The sequence below is a fragment of the Nonomuraea antri genome (genome assembly GCF_013283785.1).
In the GTDB taxonomy this organism is placed as follows: domain Bacteria; phylum Actinomycetota; class Actinomycetes; order Streptosporangiales; family Streptosporangiaceae; genus Nonomuraea; species Nonomuraea antri.
The window spans coordinates 1-26,445 of sequence record NZ_JABCPZ010000158.1; the positions used below are offsets into that span (position 1 = coordinate 1).

Below are 26,445 nucleotides of genomic sequence, written 5' to 3' on the forward strand. Positions count from 1 at the left end.
ACCCTCACCCCAACCGGCACGAAGGCTTACAGCATCGCCTTCATGGAGTCGCCGGCCGTCAGTACGTACGGCTGCTCGGTCATGATCGCGTCCCAGTTGGTCGCGATGTCCTCCGGCGACAGGTCGTCGGTCTTGAAGCCCGGCCCCTCGGCCACGAACACGCGCGCCACCCGTCCCCCGCCGACGCTGAACACCTCGCCGCTGGCCTCGCACGATTCGTGCACCAGGTACGCCACCAGCGCGCTGACCCGCTCCGGCGTGAACTTGGACTCGAACTCGGCGGGCAGCAGCGCCTCGGTCATGCGCGTCCAGGCGATGGGGGCGATGGCGTTGGCCTTGATGCCGTTGCGCGCGCCCTCGATGCCGAGCGTCTTGGTGAGCCCGACCAGGCCCATCTTGGCGGTGGAGTAGTTGGCCTGGCCGAAGTTGCCGAACAGGCCGGCCGGGCTGGAGGTGTTGACGATGCGGCCGTACCCGGCTTCCTTCATGTGCGGGTAGGCGGCCTGGCTGACCAGGTACGAGCCGCGGACGTGCACCGCGAGCACCCCGTCGAACTCCTCGACGGTCATCTTGCCGAACGACTTGTCGCGCAGGATGCCGGCGTTGTTGACGAGGATGTCGACCCGGCCGAACGCGTCGATCGCGCTCTGCACGATGGCCCTGGCGCCTTCCGGGGTGGCGACGTTGTCGGTGTTGGCGACGGCCTGGCCGCCGTTCTTGGTGATGAGGTCGGCCACCTCCGCGGCGGGTCCCGTGGAGGCGCCGGTGCCGTCGAGCGCGCCGCCGAGGTCGTTGACGACGACCTTGGCGCCCCGCTCGGCCAGCAGCAGCGCGTGGGAGCGGCCGAGGCCGTGCCCGGCGCCCGTGATGATCGCGACCCTGTCATCGAACCGAAGCATCGAACCCTCCAGCGCAGGAGAACAACATTCTAGTACGAGCACAATAACCCGAGCGGAGGCCAGTGTGACTGATCGTCGCGGATAGTGATCAGACGATGCTTTTTCTGCTAGAGTTCTGGACCTTCGCCAGGAGCCATACCCCCACTGGTACACCCTCCAGCCAGGCCCGGGAGGCCGGACATGCCGGTAATCGCGCCGATCCGGGTGGTCCAGTGGGCCACCGGCGCCGTGGGTCGTCACGCGCTCCACACCGTGCTGAGCAGACCGGGGCTGGAGCTGGCCGGCGTGCTGGTCTACGACCCCGGCAAGATCGGCAGAGACGCGGGCGAGCTGGTCGGGCTCTCCCCCTCCGGCGTGACCTGCACGGACGACGTCGAGCAGGTGCTCGGGCTGCCGGCCGACTGCGTCCTGCACATGCCGCTGCCCGCCACGTTCTTCGGCCCCGACCCCACCGCCGACCTGGAGACCATCTGCGCCCTGCTGGCCTCGGGCAAGAACGTCATCACCACGACCGGGTTCGTCTATCCCCAGGCGTACGGGCCGGTCGTGGTCGACCGCATCGAGGCGGCGTGCGCGCACGGCGGCACCACGTTCCACGGCACCGGCATCAACCCGGGCTTCATGAGCGACTTCCTCCCTCTCGCGCTGACCGGCCTGTCGAACCGGGTCGATCACATCTACGTGCGCGAGTCGTCCGACTTCCGCGGGCATCCGTCGCGGCAGATCGTGGTCGACCTGGTGGGCTTCACCCGGTCGGCGAAGGACTACGCGGCGGCGGTGCGGCCGTTCCGGGCGTTCCAGCGTTCGCTGTTCGCCGAGAGTGTGCAGCTCGTGGCCGACGCGCTGGGCGTGCGGCTGGACGAGGTGGAGGAGCGCGACGAGTTCGAGCTGGCCAAGCACGAGTTCGAGATCGCGGCCGGGGTGGTGCGCGAGGGCACGGTGTGCGCCTCCCGGTGGATCTTCTCCGGGCTGGTGCGCGGGCGGCCGTTCATGACGGTCGAGGTCGTGTACAAGGCCGACGCGGCGCGGGTCGAGCGGTGGTCCGAGCCGGGGTTCAGCCTGCACATCGAGGGCGTGCCGCAGATGACGGTGGCGGTGGAGGAGGTCTCGCACGGGCTGGCGGCCGCGGCGGCGCACGCGATCAACGCGATTCCCGCCGTCTGCGCGGCGCCGCCGGGCATCCGCACGCTGCTCGACCTGCCGCTGCCGGTCGCCCGCGACGCCGTCCGCCTCATGTAGGAGTCCAGAAGCGGTGAGGAGTGTCCTCACACCCCGAACCAGCGCTCAGGCTCGCCCGCCTGCCTGCGCACCCGGCCGCGGGCCTCCAGCCACGCCAGGTGCGCCAGCGTCTCGTTGTTGGCCGCGCGGCGCATGAACGGCGGAATGCTCTCCCACGGACGCGACCAGGTGAGCACGGTGGCCGCGTCCCAGCAGGTCAGGCCGCCGGAAGCGGCGGTCACCACGGCCTCGATCTCGGCCAGCCGCTCCTCGTGGTGCGCCATCACGTAGTCGACGCGCTCGGCCAGCTCCAGGAAGCGGTACTCGTGGGCGGGCAGCACCTCCGTCACGTCCAGCTTGCGTACGGCGGCCAGCGAGTCGAGGTAGTCGGCCAGCGGGTTCGGCCCGGACTGCGGATGCACGGCCACGATCGGGGTGATCTTGGCGAGGACGTGGTCGCCGGAGAAGAGCAGCTTGCGCTCGGGCGAGACGAAGCACAGGTGTCCTGGCGAGTGCCCGGGGGTCCACAGGGCGCGCAGGTCCCAGCCGGGCAGGTCGAGCCGGTCGCCGTCCTCGACCAGCCGGTCCGGCCGGGCCATGGACACCATGTGCCTGATCATCATCGACGCCCCGGCCAGCTCGTCCAGGGTCAGCGCGGGCACCCCGCAGCGGGCGAGCAACGCGCGTTCACGCTGGACGAGCGAGTCGATGGCGCTGTCGTCGTACCGTTCGCGCACCAGGCGCGCGTCGGCGGGGTGCAGCGCGATCCACGCGCCCGACATCTCGCGGATGCGTCCGGCCAGGCCGTAGTGGTCGGGGTGGATGTGAGTGACCAGCACGCCCTTGACGTCGGTGATCTCGTAGCCGGCCACGCGCAGCCCGGCCACCAGCGCGTCGTAGGCCTCGTCGGTGTTCCATCCGGCGTCGATGATGGCGACGCCGTCCGTCAGTTCGAGCACGTAGACCAGGACGTACCGGAGCGGGTTGATCGGGATCGGCACCGGGACCGACCACAGGCCCGGACGCACCCGCTCGACCTCGGGCAGCGTCCCGCCGAGCCACGCGTCCCGCTGGTCCGGACTGGATGGGGTCACCACGAACTTCGCCATGCACGAGATTCTGCCCGAACCATGTTCTACTGACGTCATGACCATAGCGCGCGAGATCTCAGACGACGGGCGCTTCGTCCGCCAGCAGAACCGCTTCACCGACCGTCTCGGCCCGCCGGAGCCGGGCCGCTACCGTCTCTACGCCTCCTACGCCTGCCCGTGGGCGCAGCGGGTGCTGATCGTCCGCAGGCTGCTCGGGCTGGAGAGCCTGCTGGACGTCGTCATCGTCGATCCCATCAGGGACGAGAAGGGCTGGCGGATCCCCGGCGGAGACCCGGAATACCTGTCCGAGCTGTATCTGGCCACCGATCCCGGCTATGTCGGCCGTTACACCGTCCCCTGCATCTGGGACGCCAGGGACGAGCGGATCGTCACCAACGACTTCAAGCGGATCACCCTCGACCTGGAGATGAACTGGGGCACCAGCCCGGACCTGTATCCGGAACGCCTGCGCCAGGACATCGACGCCATGAACGAACGCGTCTACCGGGGGCTCAACAACGCGGTCTACGAGGCCGGGTTCTCCCGCGACCAGCAGGCGTACGAGGAGGCGGTGACCCGCGTCTTCGCCACGCTGGACGACCTGGAGTCGCGGCTGTCGGAGTCGGAGTACCTGTTCGACACGCTCACCGACAGCGACGTGCGGCTCTACACCACGCTGGCCAGGTTCGACACGGTGTACTACAGCCACTTCAAGTGCTCGATCAGGCGGTTGACCGACTACCCGGCGCTGTGGGCCTACGCCCGCGGGCTCTACGCGATCCCGGCCTTCCGCGAGACCACCGACTTCGACCACATCAAGCGCCACTATTACATGACGCAGCCGGACCTCAATCCGTCCCGGATCGTTCCCGTCGGCCCAGAGCTGGACTGGAGCCGGTGAGACCGGCGTCCGCCGCGGGCATCCGGACGTAGAGCAGCGCCGAGGCCAGGACGAGCACGGCGGCCGACGTCCAGGCCGCGCCCGGCCCGGCCTGGGTGGCCAGCATGCCGAGCGTCAGGTTCCCCAGCGCGCCGCCGGCCTGCAGGGAGAGTGATTCCACCGAGCCGATCGTGGTGCGCTGGGCCGCGGTGACCGCCTGATGCGTCATCTCCAGGCAGAGCAGCGCGATCACCGACAGGCCCACGAACAGCACGACGTAGGCGAGCCCGGCCGTCACCAGCCCGGCCGGGCCGTCGAGCCCGGCGGTCGCGGCCAGCACGCCGAGCGAGCCCGCGCTCACCACCGCCCCCGCGATCGCCCCCCTCACCGAGCCACGAGAAGGACCTCGGGAGGGACCACGGGAAGGACCGGTCGCAGTGACGCCCGAACGCGCGTCCAGCGCCCTGGCCACCACGGGCGCGAGCAGTTGCCCGCCGGCGCTGCCCGCGAACCCGAGCGCCGCCACCACCGAGTAGGCCAGGCTCCCCCCTTCCGCCGTGCCGGCCAGCTCGGCCAGCCGTCCTGGGGTGAGCAGCTCGATCGACGTCAGCACCACGCCGGAGACCGCCGCGGCGAGCATCAGCCGGCGCAGCACCGGCCCGCCCACCGCCAGCCGCACGCCCGCGGCCACCGTGGCGGGCACCTCGGCGACCACCGCGCGCAGCGAGCGGCGCTCGTGTGCCGGCTCGGGCAGCGCGAACACCACCACCACCAGCAGGATCAGGGCCGCGGCCGAGCCCAGCAGCGGCGGCGCGGACAGCGGGAGCAGCGTGTCGCGCGGCACCAGCAGGGGCATCGCGAGCGGCACCGCGCCGCCGGCCAGCATGCCGGCGCACAGCGCCACGGACTCCATCGCCCCGCCGCGGGCCAGCCCGGGCTTGAGGTCGGCGTCACGCCCTTCGAGCTGGTGCAGCGTGTCGACGTACCAGGCGGTGGCCGGGCCGCTGGACAGCGCCCTGGCCACCCCTTTCAGCACGCCGACCACCAGGAACATCCAGTACGTCGTGGCCGTGGCCATCAGCGCGTACGCGACGACGGTGACGGCCGCCGACATGGCCAGGACCCGGCGCCGCCCGATCACGTCGGCCAGCCCGCCGGTGGGCAGCTCCAGCGTGATGGTGACGACCGAGTAGAGCGTGACGGCCAGGCCGATCTGGGCCAGGCTGAGCCCGCGCTCGGTCATCAGCAGCACCATGACGGCGGCCATGAGCCCCACGGGCAGCCAGGTCAGGAAGTTGACGAGCATGTAGCGGCGTAACGCGGACCGCGCGGTCATCGGGCTCACCTCACTCCGCCTCGGGTCCCGCGGACGCCCGGGGCAGCCCGCCCCACCACACGTTGACCTGCTTGGCCCCGGGCTCGCCCGCGTGCCGCGCGGCCAGCTCGTGCAGCAGTTCCTCGGTCCTGGTGAAGAACTCGCTCAGCGCCGCCGCCGGCAGCTCGACGACCTCGTCGCTCATCCCGGCGACCTCGGTCCACTCGGGCGGCCAGGTGTCGTCGTCGGCGAACTCCTGGAACCAGCGGCTCACCGCCTCCACCTGGCGCAGGTGCATGATCCGCACCGCCTCGCGGCCCTCGGGCGACTCGGCGAGCTCGCGGCTGTTCCACGAGGTGAAGCGGTGTCTGGCCCGCCAGCGCCGCTCCCGGCCGTCGCGCCGTTCTGGGTCCTCTTCGATGAAGCCGTACTTGGCCAGCTCGCGCAGGTGGTAGCTGGTCGAGCCGGAGCTCTCGCCGACCTCGCGGCCCAGCTCGCTGGCGGTGGCCGGGCCGTCGAGGCGGAGCAGCCCGAGCAGGCGCACCCGCAGCGGGTGCGCCACCGCCTTGAGCACCCGCGGGTCGCTGATCTCGAACGCGTCCTCCATGCCTCGACGATAAACCGCAAAGGCAATTTTGCAAAGTGAATTTTGGGATCAGTGCGGCCTCGTAAACTGGGCGGATGCTGGAAGAGATCTGGATCGACGAGGCGGTCGCCGACCTGCGGCCCGACTACGCGGCGCTGGTGATCACCGCGCACGGGCTGCGCAACGGCCCCACCGACGAGCGCTCGCGGCGCTGGCTGGAGGAGGCCGCCAGGCAGGCGGTGCCGATCGACCACCCGAAGATGGAGGCCTGGCGCGACGCCTACCGCGCGTTCGGCGCCAAGCCCTCCCGCACCAGGCCCTCGGTCGACGCGCTGACCCGCAGGCTGCCGCTGCCGGAGATCAACCAGGTGGTCGACGCGTACAACTCGATCAGCGTCAGGCACGCGCTGCCCATCGGCGGCGAGGACCTCGACCACTACGCGGGGCCGGCCAGGATCGTCCGGGCCATCGGCGACGAGCCGTCGGAGGAGGCGCTCGGGCAGCCCGAGCCCGGCGAGGTGATCTGGCGCGACGACACCGGCGTCACCTGCCGCCGGTGGAACTGGCGTCAGGTGGTGCGCACCAGGCTCACCGAGGAGACGACCAACGCGATCTTCATACTCGACCGGCTCGAACCGATGACGCTGGAGGAGCTGAAGGTGGCCGGCGAGGAGCTCGCGGACCTGCTGACCGAGCTGTCTCCCGAGGTGCGGATCGCCAGTCGTCTCGTGTCCACCGGGAAATAAACCTCAGGCCCAGGTGTTGTTACCAAACGGTAATATTGACGGCACCACCTGGATTGACTAGGGGGACGTGACCTCTTTCGCCTGTCCTGAGAGGATCAGGCGAGGCGGCACGACCTCTTCGGCTCGTGCTACCGGTCCAGGCGAGTAGCCTTGGAAAGGTTCTCTAACATCAACGCCGATCTGCGGAAGAGGGCGATTTCCGCCGTGTCGTCTGAGTCGTCGCGGACAAACCCGCTGGCAAGCTTTGGCCAAAACGAGTGGCTTGTCGACGAGCTGTACCAGAAGTACCTCCAGGACCCCGAGTCTGTCGACAAGGCCTGGTGGAACTTCTTCGCTGACTACAACCCTGACTACGGACCGGGCCGAACCCCGGTCAGGGAGGCGGCGAACGGCACTGCGACCGCCCCCTCTCCCACCCCGGCGCCGCCGAAAGCGGCGCCTCCAGCTGAGAAGCCGAAGCAGCCGGCCGCGGCGGTGCCCAAGGGCGCCGAAGAGGTGAAGCTTCGCGGCGCGGCCGCCCGCACGGCGGCCAACATGGACCTGTCGCTGTCAGTGCCGACGGCGACCAGTGTCCGGGCGATCCCGGCCAAGCTGCTGATCGACAACCGCATTGTGATCAACAATCACCTGAAGCGGGGTCGCGGCGGCAAGGTCTCCTTCACGCACCTGATCGGCTATGCCATCGTCAAGGCGCTGAAGACCATGCCCGAGATGAACCACTCCTACGTGGAGATCGACGGCAAGCCCACGCTGGTCAAGCCCGAGCACGTCGGCTTCGGCCTGGCGATCGACGTCCAGAAGAGCAACGGCGAGCGCCAGCTCCTCGTGCCCTCGATCAAGGGCGCCGAGGAGATGGACTTCCGCCAGTTCTGGATGGCCTACGAGGAGGTCGTGCGCAAGGCTCGCTCCGGCAAGCTCGGCGTCGACGACTTCGCCGGCACCACGATCTCGCTGACCAACCCCGGCACCATCGGCACCGTGCACTCCGTGCCCCGCCTGATGCCGGGCCAGGGCACGATCATCGGCGTCGGCGCGATGGAATACCCGGCCGAATACCAGGGCGCCGCACCCGACACCCTGTCGCGCCTGGCCGTCTCCAAGGTCATGACGCTCACCAGCACCTACGACCACCGGATCATCCAGGGCGCCCAGTCGGGCGACTTCCTGCGCACGATCCACCGGCTGCTGCTGGGCGAGGGCGGCTTCTACGACGAGATCTTCGAGGCCCTGCGCATCCCGTACGAGCCGGTGCGCTGGGTGCAGGACATCTCGGCCTCGCACGACGACGACGTGGCCAAGTCGGCCCGTGTCATCGAGCTGATCCACGCCTACCGGGTCCGCGGCCACCTCATGGCCGAGACCGACCCGCTGGAGTACAAGCAGCGCAAGCACCCCGACCTCGACATCCAGTCACACGGCCTGACGCTGTGGGACCTGGAGCGCGAGTTCGCCACCGGCGGCTTCGGCGGCCGGGCGCTGATGAAGCTGCGCGAGATCCTGGGCGTGCTGCGCGACTCGTACTGCCGCACGGTCGGCATCGAGTACATGCACATCCAGAACCCCGAGGAGCGGGCCTGGATCCAGGCCAGGGTGGAGAAGCCGCACAAGTCGCCCGAGCGCGACGAGCAGCTCAACATCCTGAGCAGGCTCAACACCGCCGAGGCGTTCGAGACGTTCCTGCAGACCAAGTTCGTCGGCCAGAAGCGTTTCTCGCTGGAGGGCGGCGAGTCCCTGATCCCGCTGCTCGACTCGGTGATCAGCGACGCCGCAGACGACGGTCTCGACGAGGTCGTCATCGGCATGGCGCACCGCGGCAGGCTCAACGTGCTGGCCAACATCGTGGGCAAGTCGTACGCCCAGATCTTCGGCGAGTTCGAGGGCAACATCGACCCGCGCACCGCGCACGGCTCCGGCGACGTGAAGTACCACCTCGGCGCCACCGGCGAGTTCACCGCGCCCACCGGCAAGACGATCACCGCCTCGGTGGTGGCCAACCCGTCTCACCTGGAGGCGGTCGACCCGGTGCTCGAAGGCGTCGTCCGGGCCAAGCAGGACCTCCTGGAGCGCGGCGAGGAGGGCTTCACCGTCCTGCCCGTCCTCATCCACGGCGACGCGGCCTTCGCCGGCCAGGGCGTCGTGGCCGAGACGCTCAACCTGTCGCAGCTGCGCGGCTACCGCACCGGCGGCACCGTGCACGTGGTGGTCAACAACCAGGTCGGCTTCACCACCTCGCCCGCCTCGTCCCGCTCGTCGGTCTACGCGACCGACGTCGCGCGGATGATCCAGGCGCCGATCTTCCACGTCAACGGCGACGACCCCGAGGCCGTCGTCCGCGTGGGCGAGCTGGCCTACGAGTACCGGCAGGCGTTCCGCAAGGACGTGGTCATCGACCTCATCTGCTACCGCCGCCGCGGCCACAACGAGGGCGACAACCCGGCCTTCACCCAGCCGCTGATGTACGACCTGATCGACGCCAAGCGCTCCACGCGCAAGCTCTACACCGAGGCGCTGATCGGCCGGGGCGACATCACGGTCGAGGAGGCCGAGTCGGCGCTGCGCGACTACCAGGCCAAGCTGGAGCAGGCGTTCACCGAGACGCGCGAGGCGGCCAAGAAGCCTCAGGAGGCGGCCGCGATGCGGGTCCCGCCGACCGAGGTGGTCAAGTGGTCGCACGACGACACGCCCACCGCGATCAGCGACGAGACGCTCAAGCGCATCGTCGACACCCAGCTCAACCTGCCCGAGGGCTTCACGCCGCACCCGCGCCTGGCGCCGGTGCTGCAGCGCCGCGGTCAGATGGTGGAGCAGGACTCGATCGACTGGTCGATGGGTGAGACGCTGGCCTTCGGCTCGCTGCTCATCGACGGCCACCCGGTGCGCCTGGTCGGCCAGGACTCCCGGCGCGGCACGTTCACCCAGCGGCACGCGGTGCTGGTCGACCGGGTGACCGGCGCCGACCACACGCCGCTGAAGACGTTCAACCAGGGCACCACGAAGTTCTACGTCTACGACTCGCTGCTGAGCGAGTTCGCGGCGCTGGGCTTCGAGTACGGCTACAGCGTCGTGCGTCCCGACGCCCTGGTGCTGTGGGAGGCGCAGTTCGGCGACTTCGTCAACGGCGCCCAGACGATCATCGACGAGTTCATCTCGTCGGGCGAGCAGAAGTGGGGTCAGAAGTCCTCGGTCGTGCTGCTGCTGCCGCACGGCTACGAGGGCCAGGGCCCCGACCACTCCTCCGCCAGGATCGAGCGGTTCCTGCAGGTCTGCGCGCTCGACAACATGACGGTCGCGCAGCCGACCACGCCGGCCAACTACTTCCACCTGCTGCGCTGGCAGGTCGAGTCGGGCCGGCGCCGGCCGCTGGTGGTCTTCACGCCCAAGTCGCTGCTGCGGCACAAGGCGGCCACCTCGAAGGCGTCCGAGTTCACCGCGGGCAACTTCCAGCCGGTCATCGGCGACGTGACGGTCGACCCGGCCAAGGTCACCAAGGTGGTCCTCTGCTCCGGCAAGATCTACTACGATCTGGCCGCGCAGCGGGAGCGGACGGGCCGCGACGACGTCGCGATCGTCCGGCTCGAGCGTCTCTACCCGTTCCCGGCGGAGGAGCTCGCCGCCGAGCTCAACCGCTACGGCGCGCAGGTGGAGCTGGTCTGGGCGCAGGACGAACCGGTCAACATGGGGCCGTGGCCGTACCTGACGCTGAAGCTGGCCGAAGACCCGCAGTCGCTGAGCGGCCGCTCGATCCGCCGGGTCTCGCGGACTCCCAACAGTTCGCCGGCGACGGGCTCGCACAACACGCACGACCACGAGCTGGAAGAGATGCTCATGGAGCTCTTCGGCTGATCGGCTGAACCGACAGTGAGCCCCCGCCCCCCGGTGGGGGCTCACTGCTATCCGGACACAGGAAAGGAACCACGATGTACTTCACCGATCGGGGGATCGAGGAGCTGGTCGAGCGGCGGGGCCAGGAGGAGGTCACGCTGACCTGGCTCGGCGAGCGGCTGCGCGACTTCGTCGATCTGAACCCCGAGTTCGAGACCCCGATCGAGCGGCTGGCGACCTGGCTGGCCCGGCTGGACGACGACGAGGACGAGTAACCCCCGAACGCGATACATCTTGAGTTTTCGATAGACGCGACATATCGTGTCTATATCAGACGATGTGTCGCCAGGAGGGGGACCCATGCAGCACTGGACGATCGAGGCGCCGGAGAAGCTGACGTTCGGCGCCGTGGAGGCACTGGACGTGCGAATCGTCTCGGGCCGGCTGGCCGTGCTGGCCAGCGAGGGTCCACCCACACTCGAGGTGACCGAGTTCGACGCGGCCCACCCGCTGCTGGTCACCTACGACGAGGAGACCAAGCACCTCAGCGTCGCCTTCAAGGACCTCACCTGGGAGGGCATGCTCGGCTGGCTGCGCCGCGACCGGCGCAAGGCCGTGGTGACCCTCACCGTCCCCAAGGACTGCCGGGTCAACGCCGGCGTGGTCACCGCGTCCGCGGTGGTCGCCGGGTTCGAGCGGACCACGCGGGTCAAGGGCGTGTCGGGGGCGATCGTGCTCGACGGCGTGAGCGGCGACGTCAAGGCCGACACCGTCTCCGGGCCGGTCGAGAGCCGGGCGATGGAGGGCGATCTGTCGTTCAAGAGCGTCGCCGGCGACCTGACGGTGGCCGAGGGCACGCCGCGCCGGCTGCGGGCGAAGACGGTCTCCGGCCGGATCACCGCCGATCTGGCGCTGCGGCCGACCGGTCACGTGACGCTCAACAGCATCTCGGGTGACATCCTGGTCAGGCTGCCGGAGAACGTGGAGGTGGACGTCGACGTCAAGTCCACCTCCGGGCGGCTGGTCAGCACGTTCCCCGAGATATTCAACGCCTCCGGCCCCGGCACCAGGTCGTTGACCGGGCGGCTGGGGGGCGGGATGGCCGCACTGTCGGCGACCACGGTCTCCGGCGAGGTCGCGCTGCTCAAGGGAGAGAAGGAATGAGCCCTGTCTTCGGTCACGGCCGGCTCCGGCTGTATCTGCTCAAGCTGCTGGAGGAGAGCCCGCGGCACGGCTACGAGGTGATCAGGCTGCTGCAGGACCGCTTCCTCGGCGTCTACTCCCCCTCGCCTGGCACGATCTACCCGCGGCTGGGCCGGCTGGAGGAGGAGGGCCTGGTCACCCACGAGGTGGTCGAGGGCAAGAAGGTCTACTCGCTCACCGACAAGGGCCGCGAGGAGCTCAACGACCGTCTCGACGAGCTCGACGACCTGGAGCAGGAGATCTCCGCCTCGGTGCGCGACATCGCCCGCGAGGTCAAGGAGGACGTCCGCGACACCGTCAAGTCGCTGCGCGAAGAACTGACGCGGATGGCCAGGGACGTGCGCACGGACCCGCCCACCGACGCCAAGCGGCTGCGCGACCGGCAGCGGGAGGCCACGCGGCTCGCCGAGCAGCAGAAGCGGCGCTGGATGGAGCACGCCTACCAGTTGCAGAGCGAGAGCGAGCGGCTCAGCGGCGACGTACGCAGGATCTGGGAGGAGACCTGGGCCAGGTTCGGCGGCCCGGCGACGGACCGGGACCCGGCGGACGCCGCGCTGGAGGTCGAGTTCACCACGATGCTCGTCACCTTCCTGAGCGAGATGCGGCAGGAGGCGGCGGACGTCCCGCTCACGCGCGAGAAGCTGACGGACGTGCGCACGGCACTCGACACGGCCGCCCGCCAGATCCGCGAAACCCTCGGCTGACCGGCGGAGTCGACCCGGGCGCGTCAGGCGGTGCGCAGGAGCGGGGGGACGGCCTTGCGTGCCCGGTAGGCGATGGGCATGTAGCGCAGCCGCTCGGGCAGGCGCGGGGTGAGCGCGGCCACCGCCCGGCCCAGGTGGCGCAGCCGCCGCTCGTCCCTGGTCGTCCAGGTCAGCCCCAGTTTCTCCCTGACCAGGGGCGGCAGCGTGCCCACGGTCACGAAGTGGTTGAACTCGCCGGAGCTCACCCCGACCGGCGTCCACAGCCGGCGCAGCGGCCTGGGGAGCTGGGGTGGCGCCGGGGTGCCGCGCATGACCGCCAGCACGTCGAGCGCCGTCGGATGGGCTTCGAGCCGGTCGGCCACCATGTGGTCGAAGTAGTCCCAGAAGGCGGTGACGTCCGCGGGCAGCTCACGCTCGGGCACCCGCAGGATCCGGCCCAGGTGCCGCGACTCCTCGTACAGCCGGCGCTCCTGCTCGCCGCTGAACGGGGTGCCGAAGTGGCGGTTCAGCGCGATGAAACGCTCGAACAGCGACAGGTGCACCCACGCCCACGCCTCGCCGTTCAGCGCGTGGTAGTGCCTGCCCTGCTCGTCGACCCCGCTGATCTCCTTGTGCAGCTCGCGCAGCCGCCGGCCCTCCTCGGGGCCTTCGGCTCCCCCGTACACCCATTTCTGGACGGAAGTGAGCGTACGGGTGAGCCGCCCCCACGGGTCGTCCTTGTATGTGGAGTGCTCCGCGACGGCCGCGCCGACGGCCGGATGCATGGTCTGGAGGACGAGGGCGCTGCCGGCCATGAGCAGGTTGCGGTATTCGCCCGCGGTGTCCCAGTGCATGGAACCCGGGCCGAACGGCTCAACGTCCACGGCGACACCTCCTGGCCTCGCGGGTGATACGAGCTCACTCTCTTTGTATCACCCGGAGGGCTCAGAAGTAACCTTTCACTTATTCAGCCGGTAAAGACGATTTTTCCGAAGATCTCGCCTTCGGCCATGGCGGCGAAACCGTCGCGGGCCTCCGTCAGCGGCAGCGTCCTGTCGATGACCGGGCGCAGGCCGGTCTGCTCCAGGAAGACGGCCAGCCGCTGGAGCTGGTCGCGGGTGCCCATCGTGGAGCCGACCACCGACAACTGCAGGAAGAAGACCCGGTTGAGGTCGGCGGGCGGTACCGCGCCGCTGGTCGCGCCGGAGACCACGATGCGCCCGCCCGGCCTGAGCGACTTCAGCGAGTGGTCCCAGGTGGCCTGGCCGACGGTCTCCATGACCGCGTCCACCCGCTCCGGCAGCCGCGCGCCCGACTCGAAGACCTGGTCGGCGCCGAGCTCCAGGGCCCGCTCGCGCTTGTCGGCCGACCGGCTGGTGGCCCAGATCCGGTAGCCGGCGGCGCGGCCGAGCGCGATCAGGGCGGTGGCCACGCCGCCGCCCGCGCCCTGCACGAGCACGGTCGAGCCCGGCTGCAGCCCGGCCTTGTCGAAGAGCATGCGGTAGGCGGTCAGCCAGGCCGTGGGCAGGCAGGCGGCCTGCTCGAAGCTGAGTGCGGCCGGCTTGGGCACCAGGTTCCGCCTGGGCACGGCCACCCGCTCGGCGAACGTGCCGTCGTGCAGCTCCGACAGCAGCGAGCGCTTGGGGTCGAGGGTCTCGTCCGGGCCGGTGCCGATCACCGAGTGGACGATGACCTCGTTACCGTCCTCGTCCACGCCGGCCGCGTCGCAGCCGAGCACGATCGGCAGGCGGTCCTGCCTGATGCCCACGCCCTTGAGCGTCCACAGGTCGTGGTGGTTGAGCGCGGCCGCCCGCACGGTGACGGTCGTCCAGCCGTCCGGCGCCTTGGGCTCCGGGTGCTCGCCGAGCGTCAGCCCGGCGAGTGGGTTGTCGGGGTCTGTCTGTGTGGCGGTTACGGCGAACATGGCCGCACCCTACTTCAGCGTGATCCGGATCCCGGCGAGCGCCTTGGCCCGGAACTCCTCCGGACCTGCCACGGCGACCAGCACGTCCCCGGTGCAGACGCTGGAGGTGGGACGACCCCGGGCGATGATCGCGACCGGCAGCCTGTCGGCCAGCTTCGCGCAGTTCGGGGTGGGCACGAGCGCGACCATCGACACCGCGCCGCCGCCGAACCAGAGCTGCGGGCCCACCGGCCGGCCCCGCTCGGTCTCCCCCGGCCCGGCCAGCTCGACGTTTCCGCCGCCGGACAACACCAGGGAGCCGTCCTTGGTCACCTTGCCGCGCAGGTGCTCGGCCGCGGCCGCGCGCTGCTCGAAGGTCAGGCCGTCCTGGCGGTCCTCCAGCGTCATCCGCCACGGCCCGAACTCGAACAGCAGCACCTCGCCGAACGTGCCGCTGCCCGGCGGGTGCGGCCACAGCGTGACGTTGGGCGCGAAGCTCCTGATCGGCTTGCCGCCCCTGGTCACCTCGATCGCCCCGCTGTACGGGGCCACCAGCGGCCGGTACTGGCCGTCGATCCTGACCCCCTGGTACGGCCGCACGCCCATCTCGCTCAGCTCGAGCTCGGGCGGGTAGCGCACCTCGGCCCGCCGGCCGTCGGGGAACGTCACCTGGATGACCTCCAGGCCCGCCTTGGTACTGGCCGGCGGATGCAGCATGTTCGGCACGCTGTCGATGCGGGTCAGCGACTGGATGGGGTCGGGCGCGGCGGTGGCGGGCCCCGGCCCGGGCGGCTCGGGGTCGCGGCTGGCCAGCAGCCCGATGACGGGCACGAGCAGCAGCGCCAGGACCACCACGAGCCCGATCCAGCGGCGGCGGCCCCGCTCGCCCGCTTCGATGACGTCGAACTGGTCAGTCACCGGATTCCTCGCGCCGATTCCGTACGGCTTGCGCCCTCGTGCTTAGTTCAATTGAGCGGCGACCGCCAGCGCAAGCCTTCGAACCTGGCGAAATCCTTGTCGCAGGTCACGAATTCACAACCGTGCTCGATGGCGAGCGCGGCGAGGTAGGCGTCGGGGATGAGTTTGCCGACGGCTCCGGCCTTCTGGCAGATTCCGGCGAAGATCTCCCAGTGTCTCGGCCCGGCGTGAACCACGACCGCGTGCGGCTGGTCGCGCACGCTCTCGGCGAAGATCCGCGCGGTATCGAAGGAGGTCGCGCCGGGGATGCGGGGGTTGGTCACCACGCGCATGAAACCGCTGATGACGAAGTCACTAACGGCATACGCCTCGTCGCCCTCCAGCAGTTCCCGCAGCGCTCTGTGGCACCTTTCATGGTCCTCCATGTCTCGCCGCTGCGCGTTGACCAGGACGTTGACGTCAGGCATCCGCATCGCGCACCCCCAGGGCACGCTCGACGTCTTCCTGATCGAGCAGGTCCTTGATCTCGGCCCAGGTCAGGATCGGGCCGGCCGCGGACCCGGACACGGGCAGCTCGATCCGGGGCCGGTCGGCGGCGTCGGTGGAGCGGTTGAGCAGTTGGCGCAAGGCGTCCTCCATCACCGAGTTGAGACTGCGTCCGTTTCGTGCCGCGTACGCCTTCGCCTCGTTGAGGAGCGTCTCGTCGATGCGCACCGTGGTCCTCCGCATGACTCCAGCGTCCGCCCGTGACATAAAAATGTCAACATCGGAGAGTAGCCGAGCCGTCACAATCTTTGCAGGGCTTTTACCGAATCACCAAGTCGCCACGTTGACCTTGCCCTCGGTGGCCACCGTCACCCGCTGCCCCACCAGCTCTCGTGACTCGGCGTCCGCGATCAGGTCGTCCCGCAGCACGTGGGCGTGCGCGCGGCCGCCGCCGGGCAGGTCGACGACGAGGATGCCCTTCTCCGGCGCGCCCTCGCGTCCGTGCGCGACCGTGTAGCCGGCGACCACGGCCGGGCCCTGGTAGACGTCCGCGATCGGCACCGGCGTGGCGGTGAAGACGGGCGCGGCGTCGCCGAGCGTCCCGCCGGGCTCGGTGGACCAGATCGCGTAGGCGTGCTTGGTCAGGTGCATGCCCACGCCGGTCACCAGCCCGTGCCCGCCCTGGGCGCGCAGCAGTCCGGCCATGGTGGCCGTCGAGTGCAGCACGTAGTTGCTGGCGGGGCCGCCCGCGTAGGGCAGCCCGCCGGTCACGGTCAGCCCGCGCGGGTCGAGCGGGTCGAGCTTGATCGCGTCGCAGGCCTGGCGCAGCGCGATGGCGAAGCAGCTGTAGACGTCGAGCGCGTTCATGTCGTCCAGGCCCAGGCCGGCCCGCTCGAACGCGGCGCGCGCGGCCGCGCCGATCGCCTCGGACGACCCCAGCGCCGGACGGGCCGCCACCTCCCAGGTGTCCTCGGCGTACGCCCAGCCCCGCAGGTGGACGCGCTGGTCGGCGGGCACGCCGAGCCGATCGGCCAGCCCCGATGCGACCAGGACGACGGCCGCGGCCTGGTCCACCTCCATGACGGCCACCGTGTTCCTGGTATACGGCCAGCCGACGAAGCGGTTGCCGTGCACCAGTTCCCCGGGGGTGCGCGCGGTCCTGCGCCAGGCGTGCGGGTTGGCCGCGGCCACCTCGGTCATCGGCGCCATCATGCGCCCGCGTTCCAGCATCTCCCGCTCGATCGTGAGCCCGTGCGCCGCCCGCCGCGCGGTCTCCATGATCGCGTACGTGTGCACGGGCAGAAACAGCTCGTGGGCCAGCTCGGCCGGATGCGGCGGCCGCTCCCAGCCGTAGGGCGGCTTGGGATCGGCCGGATGGCTCCACGGCACGTGCTCGCCGGCCTGCCGGTAGGCGCGGCGCGTGGCCAGCGCCTCGGCGCCGACGACGAGAGCGCAGTCGAGCTCGCCGGCCGCGATCCTGGCCGCCGCCGCGCCGATGAGCAGGTGCGGCGAGGTGCCGCTGACCGCGGAGTAGGCGCGGTGACGCGGCGCGGCGCCGAGCCGTTCCGCCAGCCTGCCGACCGGTGAGTCGTACTGCCAGGAGTCGGTGTAGACGATCTGGATCGAGTCGAGGCGTTCGACGGGGAGCCCGGCCTCGGCGGCGGCCGCGCGGGCCACCTCCTCCCACAGGTCGAGCGGTTCCGGTCCGGGCTGCTCGCGTACCGTGCGCTGGGCCGCGCCGATGAGACAGGGGGTGCGTGGATCCATACCGCCATCTAACCAGAACAACATTCGGTTGATAAGCAGTGACGTCTGATAATTACTGTTACCGGTGTTGCCGCTGGAAATTCAAAGCCATGCTGACCTGCGAGAATGCATTCTCGGAATACATGCGATTTCGCTATTTCTATAACGGAATGGAACCGGGGCAGACTTTTTCACGTCGTTTCGTGGCCGACGCCTTGCGCCATTCATTAACGTTCCCAACGTTTTCCTGGCCCATCCGGGGCGCAGTACCCCGCTCTGGGCCGCCGAGAACTGAGAGGAGCTCCATGTTTTCCCGAGCAAGGCGCATCGCGATCCCGTTCGCCGGCCTGGTGGCCGTCGGACTGGCCGCGGGCCTGGTCAGCGGCTCAAGCGCGAGCGCGACGGCACCCTCAGACGTCGTCTCCAGGAACGCGACCACCCCCGCCGAGCAGGCAGTCCAGTTCTGGACGCCTGACCGCATCAAGCAGGCCACCGACTACGACGGCAACCTCGACGTCAGCTCCAAGGGCGTCAGGGGCGGCACCCAGTCCCCCGACGGACCTCCAGGATCCGTCCCCCCGATCGGCGAGGAGAAGACCAAGCCGGTCAAGAGCAAGCACGTCAACCTGCCCAACACGGTCGGCCGCGTGTTCTTCACGCTGCCCCGCACCAACCCGCGCAACCCGAAGAACTGGCGCTACTGCTCGGCCAGCTCGGTGCAGAGCAAGTACCGCAACCTCGTGGCCACCTCCGCCCACTGCGTGTACGACACCAAGCACAACACGTTCTACGACAACTGGATCTTCATCCCGTCGTACTGGGACGGCGACAAGGTGTGGGAGGGCAAGGCGCCCTACGGCATCTACGCGGCCAAGACGTTCAACGCCCACGACGACTTCGTGGTCAAGGAGGACTACGACTACGACTACGCGTTCGTGAACGTGTACAACGGCATCAAGATCGACTGGGGGAAGGACCCGCGCGGCCTCTGGAAGCCGACCGTCAAGAACGTCGGACGGCTCGGTGACAACGTCGGCGGCCAGGGCTTCACCTGGAACCGGCCGACCAAGCTGAACGTGTTCTCCTTCGGCTACCCGGCGGGCGAGCACCCCGACGGCGACCGGCCCTACACCGGACGCACGATGAAGTGGTGCTACGGCAAGACCAAGCCCATGCCCGAGGCCAGGAAGTACAACCTGCAGGAGCACATCGGCTTCAAGTGCTCCTTCACCGCCGGCGCCAGCGGTGGCCCGTTCATCTACAACTACAAGAGCAAGAGCCGTACCGGCTACCTGGTCGGCGTCAACAGTGTCGCGTGGGACACCGACGGCAACGACAGGTTCGACCACATCTCGTCGCCGTACTTCAACACCGACACGTACAAGGTCTACAAGGCGGCCGCCAACCGGTGGACCGGCAACATGCCCCGTCCGTGACGATCACCGTCATCCCGTCGCAGGCCCCGGTTCCCCCCGGTTCCGGGGCCTGCCCCCCGCTCAGAACTGGAAGAGCGAACCGGTGGTGGCGAACAGCTCGCACCGGTTGGCGAACGTCTGGCGGTAACGGTAGGCGCTGCCGTCCCAGTAGCCGACCGCGGTGACGGTCACCGGGGCGTACTCCATGGTGCAGGCCACGTTCGGCCGGCGGGTCAGCAGGGCGGGGTTTCCGCCCACGCGTTCGAGTGTGGCGCAGGCCGCGCTCGGCACCGGGTGATGCCTGAGGGACCTGCACAACAGCGTGCTGTGACGGCCGTCCACGCTGAGTACGAAAAACCTCGACCCCTTGTAGAGCCCGGGAAGATCGGACGGCGCGGAGACGGCGGAGGCCGCAGGAGCGGCGGCGAATGCAGCACAGGAAAGCGCTGCCAGACAGAGAATTCGGCGCATACCTGAAGCCAACATCAGCGCTCTGACCTGCGGCAACGACCGACACGAGTGATCATTTAGACGTATCGGGAGGGATCCGCTGATGACGCTCTTATAGCTGTCGCGACACCCTTGATCAGGTAACAAATCTCCATCCGGGCTGCAATACAGTCGATGCATCTGGAAAAATCCACCCTTACGACCCAAGAAAGGCATTTCATGATCCCCCGGGCCAGGCACCTCGTGGCGGCTGCGCTGAGCAGCGCGCTGCTGATGCTGCCTGCCTTCACCGGGATCTCGAACGCCTTGGCGGAGACGGCGACCTCGACGGCGACGTCAGCCGCGGCGGCGCCCAGCCACGTGTACACCGTGCCCCTGGCCAAGACCGTGGACGACGTCAAGAAGGTGGCCGAGTACTGGCGGCCGGAGAAGCTCAAGAAGGCCGACTCGTACAGCCCCGCCACCCCGGGCTCGCAGGCCGCGCCGACCTCCTCCGCCGCGGCGGCCGCGGGTCCCACGCACCGCGCCGCGGGCGCGATCAAGCGCCCCGCCACGACGGCCAACGACCTGCAGGGCGCGCTCGCCGCCAGGTCCACGCCGGCCAGGACGATGGGCAAGGTGTACTTCAGGTTCGGCGCCAAGGAGTACTGGTGCTCGGCCAGCGCGGTCTCGGCCAGGAACCGCAGCGTCGTCGCCACGGCCGGGCACTGCGCCTTCGACGCCCGCCAGACCAAGGCCCCCGAATACTGGATCTTCGTGCCGAACCCCGGCGTGAACGGCGAGGCCCCCGACGGGATCTACGTGGGGGCCTCGGTCAGCATGCACGAGGACTGGCCGGGCAAGGGCGACTACGACTACGACTACGCGTTCGTGACCGTCCACCGCGGTTTCACCTGGGTCTCCAAGAACGGCGGCTACGTGATGGCCGACGTCGGCAGGCTCCAGGACAACATCGGCGGCCAGGGCCTGGAGCTGAACAAGCGGCCCAGCACGTACACGGTGGCCTCCTTCGGCTACCCGGCCGGCGCCCAGCCCGACGGCACCCGCCCGTACGACGGCCGCACGCTGCAGATGTGCCCGATCGGCCCGACCCGCTGGACCGTCGCGCCCAGCCGCGGTCTGCAGAAGGGCGTGCTGCTGCAGCCGTGCGCCTTCAGCCCCGGCGCGAGCGGCGGCCCCTGGCTGACCGGCTACGACAAGAACCGCGGGCTCGGCAAGCTCACCGGCGTCAACAGCCTGACCTGGAACACCGACGCCAAGGGCGGGTACGACGCGGTGTCCTCGCCGTACTTCGACACCGCCACCGGGGACGTCTACCGCGACGCCGCCGGACGCTCCACGCCGGGAAGTGTGACGTAACTCATACGGCGCGAGCCGATCACGAGCGGTGATCAGCCACGACGTCGATCTCGGTACGGTCACGGCGCGGGTTGGAACGTTGACAGGATCTACCGAAAATTTCCGTGAACACAGTCAGCGTTATAGGTTCCGGGCTGTCCGTTTGCTGAGATTCGGGGGTGCAAGAGGCGCCTCCTGTCAGCGCAACCTGGAGTTACCTTGAAGCGAATCCTGCTCCCCGTCGGCGGCGCCGTGCTGGCGACCGGCCTGCTCGCGACCGGCCTCACCGGCGCCGCGGCGGCCGACGGCGACGTCGCCACCGATCCGATGGCCCGCAGCACCGCCAACGCCGCCTCCGTCGCGTCGTTCTGGATCGCCTCCAACGGCGCCGCGCTCCGCGCCGCGACCCAGTACACCTGGGACGCCAAGGACGTGCAGAAGGTCGTCTCCAAGGGCGGCTACAGCCCCGACGGCCGTCCCGGGATGACCGCGCCCACCAGCGCGCAGAAGGGCGGCAACTCCACCAACGTGAACCTGCCCAAGACCATCGGCAAGGTCTTCTTCGTCGACGGCTCCGGCAAGTTCCGCTGGTGCTCGGCCACCTCCATCCAGTCGAACTACCGCAACCTGGTCGCCACCGCCGGCCACTGCGTGTACGACACCGACAGCAACAAGGCGCTGCTGGACAACTGGGTCTTCGTCCCCGGCTACTACCAGGGCAAGGCGCCGTGGGGCATCTACGTGGGCAAGCAGGCCTTCACCCACTACGACTTCGACACCTACGAGGACTACGACCGCGACTACGCGTTCGTGACCGTGTACAACGGCATCGCGTTCAACGGCGTCAAGCAGGTGGACCGGCGCGACTTCGAGCGCTTCAGCGGGCCGAAGCGCGCCTGGGGCGGGCACTACTACATCCTGCTGTCCAAGGACGCGGGCCGGCTCGGCGACAACGTGGGCGGCCAGGGCTTCGCCTGGAACCAGTCCACCGGCAAGACCGTGCGCACCTTCGGCTACCCGGCCGCCCCGCACCCCGACGGCAACAAGCCGTACAGCGGAGTGACCCCGAAGCACTGCTACGGCGCCACCACGCAGAAGGCCGTCGGCGCCTCCTGGCTGAAGATCGAGGAGCACATCGGCCTGAAGTGCGCCGTGACGCCGGGCTACGACGGCGGCCCCTGGCTGCTGAACTACAACAACGGCACCCGCCTGGGCTACGTGTACGGCGTCACCAGCACCTTCGCCGACCAGGACATGAACGACCGGGTGGACTACATCACGTCGCCGTACTTCGACGGTGAGACGAACGCGGTGTACCGCGCGGCGGCCAACGTCTGGTCGGGCAAGATCGTCGGCCCGAACGGCGAGCTGTACCGCTAAAACCCTTCGAAGGCCGGCGACGGCATGGCCTTCACCCTGGGAGGCGCTCCGCGCCCATCGGCTCGGACCGCGCCTCCCAGGGGCTCCACCCCTTCGACCCCGCCAAGGGCATCGGCTTCGCCAGTCAGGCGCTTCGCGCCCATCGAGCTCAGGCCGCGTTGACCGGGCTTCGCCCGGGCGAGGGGCTCCGCCCCTCCCGCTCCCCCGCCGCCCATGGCCCGCGACACCATCTGGTAGCCCGAGCCGCCGGCTAAGAAGGTAACCACCGGGAATTCCGTGAGCGTCGTGAATCAACCGACGCCTCACCAGGCACCCGCGACAGCGCGATCGCCCCAGGGAACGCGAAGCATCGGCGATATCGGACACCGAGCGCCATGGACATTGCAATGCCTGCGAAGGCATCGGCAAGCCTGAGCCGCCGAAGTACGCGCTGGCAGGTGTGCGTAGTCACGGCGCATCACCGATGAACACCGCCCGGTGTATCTCACCGAAGATGACGAGATCATCGGTTGCAGGCCCGCCATCACTACGAGTAGACGCCGCACTCGCAGGTCGGCGCGACGACGATCACACGAGAGAGTGGGACCCCGGCCAAACGCGTCAGGATGTCCCGAAGATGGCGTTCCGCTCCTGCGCGATGATCGCCTGGATGTCGAGGTCGTAGTTGCAAAGGATGATCCCGACCCAGCCGCTGTCCCGGTAGATCGTCCAGTTGGTGTTCCCACCACCGATTCCGCCACCGTGACCGGCCAGCCGCTGCCCGTGTGAAACACCGGTCACGAGCCCGTACCCCGCGAACCCCTGTGTCCCGGCGGGAGGGGTAGGGCCGCCCAGCGGCTTGGCGGGGAACTTCGCCGCCAGGTACACCTCGGTATAAGCCGGGCTGAGCAGCTTCCCCTTCTCCAGCGCCCGCGTGAACCTCACCAGATCGGGCGCGGACGAGAACCCGCCCCCGCCTCCGGACCCGATGAACGCGCGGGCCGCGTTGCTCCCGTCGCCGCCGTTCAGCACCGCGCCGGCGTCCAGATTCCGCACCGCGTCGATGCGCGACCCGTCGCGCTGATACATGTACGGATGCGCGATCCGCTCGTCGCCCAGCCAGTCGGACCGGGTGTAGTACGCGGACGACGTCATCCTGGCCGGCAGGAAGACCTTCTCCCTCACGTACTCGTGAAACGGCCGCCCCGACACCTTCGCCACGATCTCCCCGAGTATCGACAGCCCGGTGCTGCTGTAGGAGTGGTCGCTGCCCGGCGTGAACGCCGGCGTCACCTTCCTGTGGCCTTCGTTCCTGGACGCCGTCTACTCCGCCGCGCTGTTCGTGACGCGTTCGCGCCCGCCGCGGTAGTGGTTCGGCAGCCCGGAGGTGTGCGTGAGCAGGTGATGAACGGTGACCTGCTCGGCCGTCTCCGCCGGGTACCCGCTCAGATGCGCGCCGACGGTGTCGGTGAACCTGACCTGGCCGCGCTGCGCGAGCTGCACGACGGCCAGCCCGGTGAACGGCTTGGAAGCCGAGGCCAGGTTGTAGATGGTGTCCGCCCGGTTGGGGATGGATCGTTCTTTGTCCGCCATCCCGTAGGTCCGGGCCAGCACCGTATGCCCGTGATAGGCGACCAGCACGGTTCCGGAGAACCGGTCGGCGTCGGCCAGCTGCCTGATGTACCGGTCGTAGGCGCCACCCGGCCGCAGCGCCCGGGGGACCGGCCCACGCCACTGGGCGTCCGCGCGGGCCTCGTCCGGCGACGGGAGTGTGCTTCCGGCGGCCAGGGGTAGTGCGCCGAACAGTCCCAGCGCGAAACGACGCGACGTCAGGGGTTCGGTGAAGGACCGTAGCCGAGTCATGCGCGTACCTCTCTCTGGCGAGATGCAGCGAATGACTTCAATCAATCACCCGAGCCGCTTCCTGGGCGTTACCGAAGGGCCTGTAAACCGTACAAAGCAGACACATCACACCGAACCTGAAGATCACCTGTGAATATCAAGTCAACTTAGACGGGATGGGGCTCAATTCGGTTCCTGTGATCTGAGTCACGTTTTGCTGCTCACAGTCCGTGACGGATCTACGACTCATCCTTCGCACTCTTCGTCACAACCGTCGGATACCCAGGAAAAATGTCACTTTCCGATCACGGCGCGCGAAGATCTCTGACTGATAACACTCAGGTAACGGCGATCAGGGCCCATTCCGGATGCCCCACATTGGCTTTCACCTGCGGAGATCACCACGCTATGTTCCTTGCTATCCCTTTACTGACGCATGGGACGCATGTTGCGACCCACGACAGAGCAAGGAGCAGTTCCCTTGAAGCGCATCCTCATCCCCGCCGGTGGCGCCCTCCTGGCTACCGGCCTTCTGGCTGCCGGCCTCGCCGGTAACGCCATGGCCGACAGCGACGTCGCCTCCGACCCGATGGCGACCAGCGCGGCCAACGCCAAGGCCATCGCCCAGTTCTGGGCCGAGAACAACGGTGCTGCCCTGAAGGCCGCCACCCAGTCCAACGTCTGGGACAACGCGGACGTCGCCAAGCTGCAGAGCAAGGGCGGCTACAGCGCCGACACCAAGCCGGGCACGGCGCCCCCCATCGGCGCCGAGAAGAAGACCACCTCGAAGTCGCACAACGTGAACATGCCGAAGACCATCGGCAAGGTGTTCTTCGTCAACAGCAAGGGCGAGAAGAAGTGGTGCTCCGCCACTTCGATCCAGTCGAACTACCGCAACCTGGTCTCCACGGCCGGCCACTGCGTCTACGACACGGCGAACAACACCGACGTCATGGGCAAGTGGGTCTTCGTCCCGGGTTACTACCAGGGCAAGGCTCCGTGGGGCATCTACGTGGGCAAGCAGGCCTTCACGCACTACGACTTCGACGTGTACGAGGACTACGACCGCGACTACGCGTTCGTGACCGTGTACAACGGCGTCTCCCTGACCGGCACGGGCCCCCAGGTCAAGCAGGTCAACAAGGCCGAGTACGACGCGTTCAAGGGCGAGAAGAAGCTCAAGGTCGAGGAAATCACCGAAGAGCAGTACAAGGAGGGCTTCTCCAAGTACGGCCCTGAGGGTCCCTTCGCCTTCGACGTCGTCAAGGGCGAGGCGACCAACGTCGGTCACGACTACGTGGTCAAGGAGGGCGAGAAGAAGGTCCTCACTGGCCGCGAAGTCACCGAGTACGGGTACGACAAGGCCCCCAAGGGCACCGAGACGCTGATCAACGGCGAGAAGTGCCCGACGATCTGCCAGATCGACTCCTCTGACCCCACCAAGAAGGGTCAGAGCGGCGTGGCGGTCGCCATCACGGAGGCTGAGTACAAGGAGCTCGTGGCCAAGAAGGCCAAGGGCGAGTACCTCGGCAAGCTCGAGGCCAAGAACGGCAGCTGGTACAAGACCCAGTACTGGGTCAAGCAGTGGATCAAGGTCGACGCCGACAAGATCAAGTACTACAAGGTCGTCGGCTACTTCATCGTCGAGCCGGCTTCGGTGACGGTGAAGGACGCCGGTCGCCTCGGTGACAACGTCGGCGGTCAGGGCTTCGCCTGGAACCAGCCCACCGGCAAGTACGTCCGCGTGTTCGGCTACCCGGCCGCGCCGCACCCCGACGGCCACAAGAACTACACCGGCATCACGCCGAAGTGGTGCTACGGCAAGACCACTTCGAAGCTGGTCGGTTCGGCCGCCAAGAAGATCGAGGAGCACGTGGCGCTGAAGTGCGCCATGACCGAGGGCGCCGACGGTGGTCCTTGGCTCCTGAAGTACAGCAACGCCAAGCGCATCGGTTACGTGAACGGTGTCACCAGCACCTTCAACGACCAGGACAGCAACAACCGCGTGGACTACATCTCCTCGCCGTACTTCGACGGTGAGACCGCTGTGGTCTACAAGGCTGCCGCCAACGTCTGGTCCGGCAAGATCGTCTAAGTGATCGTCAGCGACGCCCAATAGAGGGTCGCGCAGAACGGTAACTCACGAAGGGCCTGGCATCTCGCCAGGCCCTTCGGCGTACCCTCCCCCCACCATGTGGGGTGCTTTGACGCACGAAGAGCCCAAACGGTGCCATCAACGAAATGTGATCTACATCACTCTTCGAAGAGCGAATCGGGTAAGCCGCCCCTCCTGTTGCGGGTGTCACAGAAGCATCTCGTATGCCGTGATCAGCACAAACAGCAGGAATACCGCCACGCTTCCCAAACATCACGAATCGATCACGCCACCGCTTGTCATATCTCGTCCTGACAAGATGGCTTCCGGTTTCCAAGATCGACACTGTATGTTCCTGGCTATCCCTTTACTGACGCATGGGACGCAAGAGGCGTTCCACGACAGCGCAAGGAGTTACCTTGAAGCGCATCCTCCTCCCCGCCAGTGGCG

23 protein-coding genes and 1 pseudogene are annotated in these 26,445 nt (G+C 68.6%); 12 read left to right on the forward strand and 12 right to left on the reverse strand.

The features are described from left to right. Positions 1-26: 26 nt before the first annotated feature. Positions 27-899: an SDR family oxidoreductase gene (locus tag HII36_RS37275; RefSeq protein ID WP_173528034.1), complete on the reverse strand. Its 873-nt coding sequence runs from the start codon at positions 897-899 to the stop codon at positions 27-29. 180 nt (positions 900-1,079) lie between these two features. On the opposite strand from HII36_RS37275, the gene HII36_RS37280 reads away from it, so the two are divergent. Continuing rightward, positions 1,080-2,138: an NAD(P)H-dependent amine dehydrogenase family protein gene (locus HII36_RS37280; protein WP_173528035.1), complete on the forward strand. Its 1,059-nt coding sequence runs from the start codon at positions 1,080-1,082 to the stop codon at positions 2,136-2,138. Between the two features lie 26 nt (positions 2,139-2,164). Here HII36_RS37280 and HII36_RS37285 read toward each other — a convergent pair whose 3' ends face one another. Continuing rightward, positions 2,165-3,226: an MBL fold metallo-hydrolase gene (locus HII36_RS37285; protein ID WP_173528036.1), complete on the reverse strand. Its 1,062-nt coding sequence runs from the start codon at positions 3,224-3,226 to the stop codon at positions 2,165-2,167. A 37-nt stretch (positions 3,227-3,263) separates the two neighbouring features. Here HII36_RS37285 and HII36_RS37290 point away from each other — a divergent pair, with 37 nt between their 5' ends. Continuing rightward, complete coding sequence (locus HII36_RS37290; protein ID WP_173528037.1) at positions 3,264-4,109, forward strand: glutathione S-transferase family protein; 846 nt, start codon at positions 3,264-3,266, stop codon at positions 4,107-4,109. Here HII36_RS37290 and HII36_RS37295 read toward each other — a convergent pair. Together HII36_RS37295 and HII36_RS37300 are read right to left on the reverse strand one after the other, a co-directional pair. Next, the gene (locus tag HII36_RS37295) at positions 4,057-5,424 is read right to left on the reverse strand and encodes an MFS transporter (protein WP_173528038.1); all 1,368 of its coding nucleotides are present in this window, start codon (positions 5,422-5,424) and stop codon (positions 4,057-4,059) included. The two genes, HII36_RS37290 and HII36_RS37295, sit on opposite strands and share 53 nt — an antisense overlap. Before the next feature lie 10 nt (positions 5,425-5,434). Further along, positions 5,435-6,010 (reverse strand): winged helix-turn-helix domain-containing protein, encoded by a 576-nt coding sequence (locus tag HII36_RS37300; protein ID WP_173528039.1) that lies wholly within the window; start codon positions 6,008-6,010, stop codon positions 5,435-5,437. A gap of 74 nt (positions 6,011-6,084) precedes the next feature. Between HII36_RS37300 and HII36_RS37305 the strand changes: the two genes are divergently transcribed. From HII36_RS37305 to HII36_RS37325, 5 genes are all read left to right on the forward strand, one after another. Further along, positions 6,085-6,735 (forward strand): B3/B4 domain-containing protein, encoded by a 651-nt coding sequence (locus HII36_RS37305; RefSeq protein ID WP_173528040.1) that lies wholly within the window; start codon positions 6,085-6,087, stop codon positions 6,733-6,735. 204 nt (positions 6,736-6,939) lie between these two features. Beyond that, on the forward strand, positions 6,940-10,578 hold the full coding sequence (locus tag HII36_RS37310; RefSeq protein ID WP_173528041.1) for a multifunctional oxoglutarate decarboxylase/oxoglutarate dehydrogenase thiamine pyrophosphate-binding subunit/dihydrolipoyllysine-residue succinyltransferase subunit: 3,639 nt from the start codon (positions 6,940-6,942) through the stop codon (positions 10,576-10,578). 74 nt (positions 10,579-10,652) lie between these two features. Then, entirely contained in the window at positions 10,653-10,832 is a 180-nt protein-coding gene (locus HII36_RS37315; protein ID WP_173528042.1) for a DUF6104 family protein, read from the forward strand. 85 nt (positions 10,833-10,917) lie between these two features. After that, complete coding sequence (locus HII36_RS37320) at positions 10,918-11,721, forward strand: DUF4097 family beta strand repeat-containing protein (RefSeq protein ID WP_173528043.1); 804 nt, start codon at positions 10,918-10,920, stop codon at positions 11,719-11,721. Beyond that, positions 11,718-12,464, forward strand: a complete 747-nt coding sequence (locus tag HII36_RS37325) for a PadR family transcriptional regulator (protein WP_173528044.1) — start codon at positions 11,718-11,720, stop codon at positions 12,462-12,464. Before HII36_RS37320 ends, HII36_RS37325 begins: the two co-directional genes overlap by 4 nt. 23 nt (positions 12,465-12,487) lie before the next feature. On the opposite strand, the gene HII36_RS37330 is transcribed toward HII36_RS37325, so the two are convergent. From HII36_RS37330 to HII36_RS37355, 6 genes are all read right to left on the reverse strand, one after another. Next, entirely contained in the window at positions 12,488-13,327 is an 840-nt protein-coding gene (locus HII36_RS37330; RefSeq protein WP_173528045.1) for an oxygenase MpaB family protein, read from the reverse strand. Between the two features lie 83 nt (positions 13,328-13,410). Beyond that, positions 13,411-14,367 carry a zinc-binding dehydrogenase gene (locus tag HII36_RS37335; protein ID WP_173528046.1) on the reverse strand — a complete coding sequence of 319 codons (957 nt, stop codon included), beginning with the start codon at positions 14,365-14,367 and terminating at the stop codon, positions 13,411-13,413. A gap of 9 nt (positions 14,368-14,376) precedes the next feature. Then, positions 14,377-15,264 (reverse strand): hypothetical protein, encoded by an 888-nt coding sequence (locus HII36_RS37340; RefSeq protein WP_173528047.1) that lies wholly within the window; start codon positions 15,262-15,264, stop codon positions 14,377-14,379. A gap of 47 nt (positions 15,265-15,311) precedes the next feature. Continuing rightward, the gene (locus HII36_RS37345; protein ID WP_217370448.1) at positions 15,312-15,731 is read right to left on the reverse strand and encodes a type II toxin-antitoxin system VapC family toxin; all 420 of its coding nucleotides are present in this window, start codon (positions 15,729-15,731) and stop codon (positions 15,312-15,314) included. After that, positions 15,724-15,978, reverse strand: coding sequence for a hypothetical protein (locus HII36_RS37350; RefSeq protein ID WP_173528049.1), 255 nt, complete (start codon positions 15,976-15,978; stop codon positions 15,724-15,726). The genes HII36_RS37345 and HII36_RS37350 overlap by 8 nt, the downstream gene beginning before the upstream one ends. Positions 15,979-16,077: 99 nt before the next feature. Further along, on the reverse strand, positions 16,078-17,517 hold the full coding sequence (locus HII36_RS37355; protein WP_173528050.1) for an acetyl-CoA synthetase: 1,440 nt from the start codon (positions 17,515-17,517) through the stop codon (positions 16,078-16,080). Positions 17,518-17,801: 284 nt separating this feature from the next. On the opposite strand from HII36_RS37355, the gene HII36_RS37360 reads away from it, so the two are divergent. Continuing rightward, complete coding sequence (locus HII36_RS37360) at positions 17,802-18,932, forward strand: trypsin-like serine peptidase (RefSeq protein WP_173528051.1); 1,131 nt, start codon at positions 17,802-17,804, stop codon at positions 18,930-18,932. Between the two features lie 60 nt (positions 18,933-18,992). On the opposite strand, the gene HII36_RS37365 is transcribed toward HII36_RS37360, so the two are convergent. Further along, entirely contained in the window at positions 18,993-19,577 is a 585-nt protein-coding gene (locus tag HII36_RS37365) for an SSI family serine proteinase inhibitor (protein WP_328808062.1), read from the reverse strand. 3 nt (positions 19,578-19,580) lie between these two features. On the opposite strand from HII36_RS37365, the gene HII36_RS37370 reads away from it, so the two are divergent. Both HII36_RS37370 and HII36_RS37375 read left to right on the forward strand, forming a co-directional pair. Next, complete coding sequence (locus HII36_RS37370) at positions 19,581-20,720, forward strand: trypsin-like serine peptidase (RefSeq protein ID WP_173528053.1); 1,140 nt, start codon at positions 19,581-19,583, stop codon at positions 20,718-20,720. Positions 20,721-20,918: 198 nt separating this feature from the next. Then, positions 20,919-22,079 carry a trypsin-like serine peptidase gene (locus HII36_RS37375; protein WP_173528054.1) on the forward strand — a complete coding sequence of 387 codons (1,161 nt, stop codon included), beginning with the start codon at positions 20,919-20,921 and terminating at the stop codon, positions 22,077-22,079. 600 nt (positions 22,080-22,679) lie between these two features. On the opposite strand, the pseudogene HII36_RS57180 reads toward HII36_RS37375, so the two are convergent. Next, positions 22,680-23,921 (reverse strand): annotated as a pseudogene (locus HII36_RS57180) (serine hydrolase domain-containing protein). Between the two features lie 460 nt (positions 23,922-24,381). Between HII36_RS57180 and HII36_RS37385 the strand changes: the two are divergent. After that, positions 24,382-25,995 carry a trypsin-like serine peptidase gene (locus HII36_RS37385; protein ID WP_173528055.1) on the forward strand — a complete coding sequence of 538 codons (1,614 nt, stop codon included), beginning with the start codon at positions 24,382-24,384 and terminating at the stop codon, positions 25,993-25,995. 229 nt (positions 25,996-26,224) lie between these two features. Next, positions 26,225-26,445 (forward strand): hypothetical protein (locus HII36_RS56035; protein ID WP_217370450.1); only part of this gene is annotated, 221 nt, incomplete at its 3' end.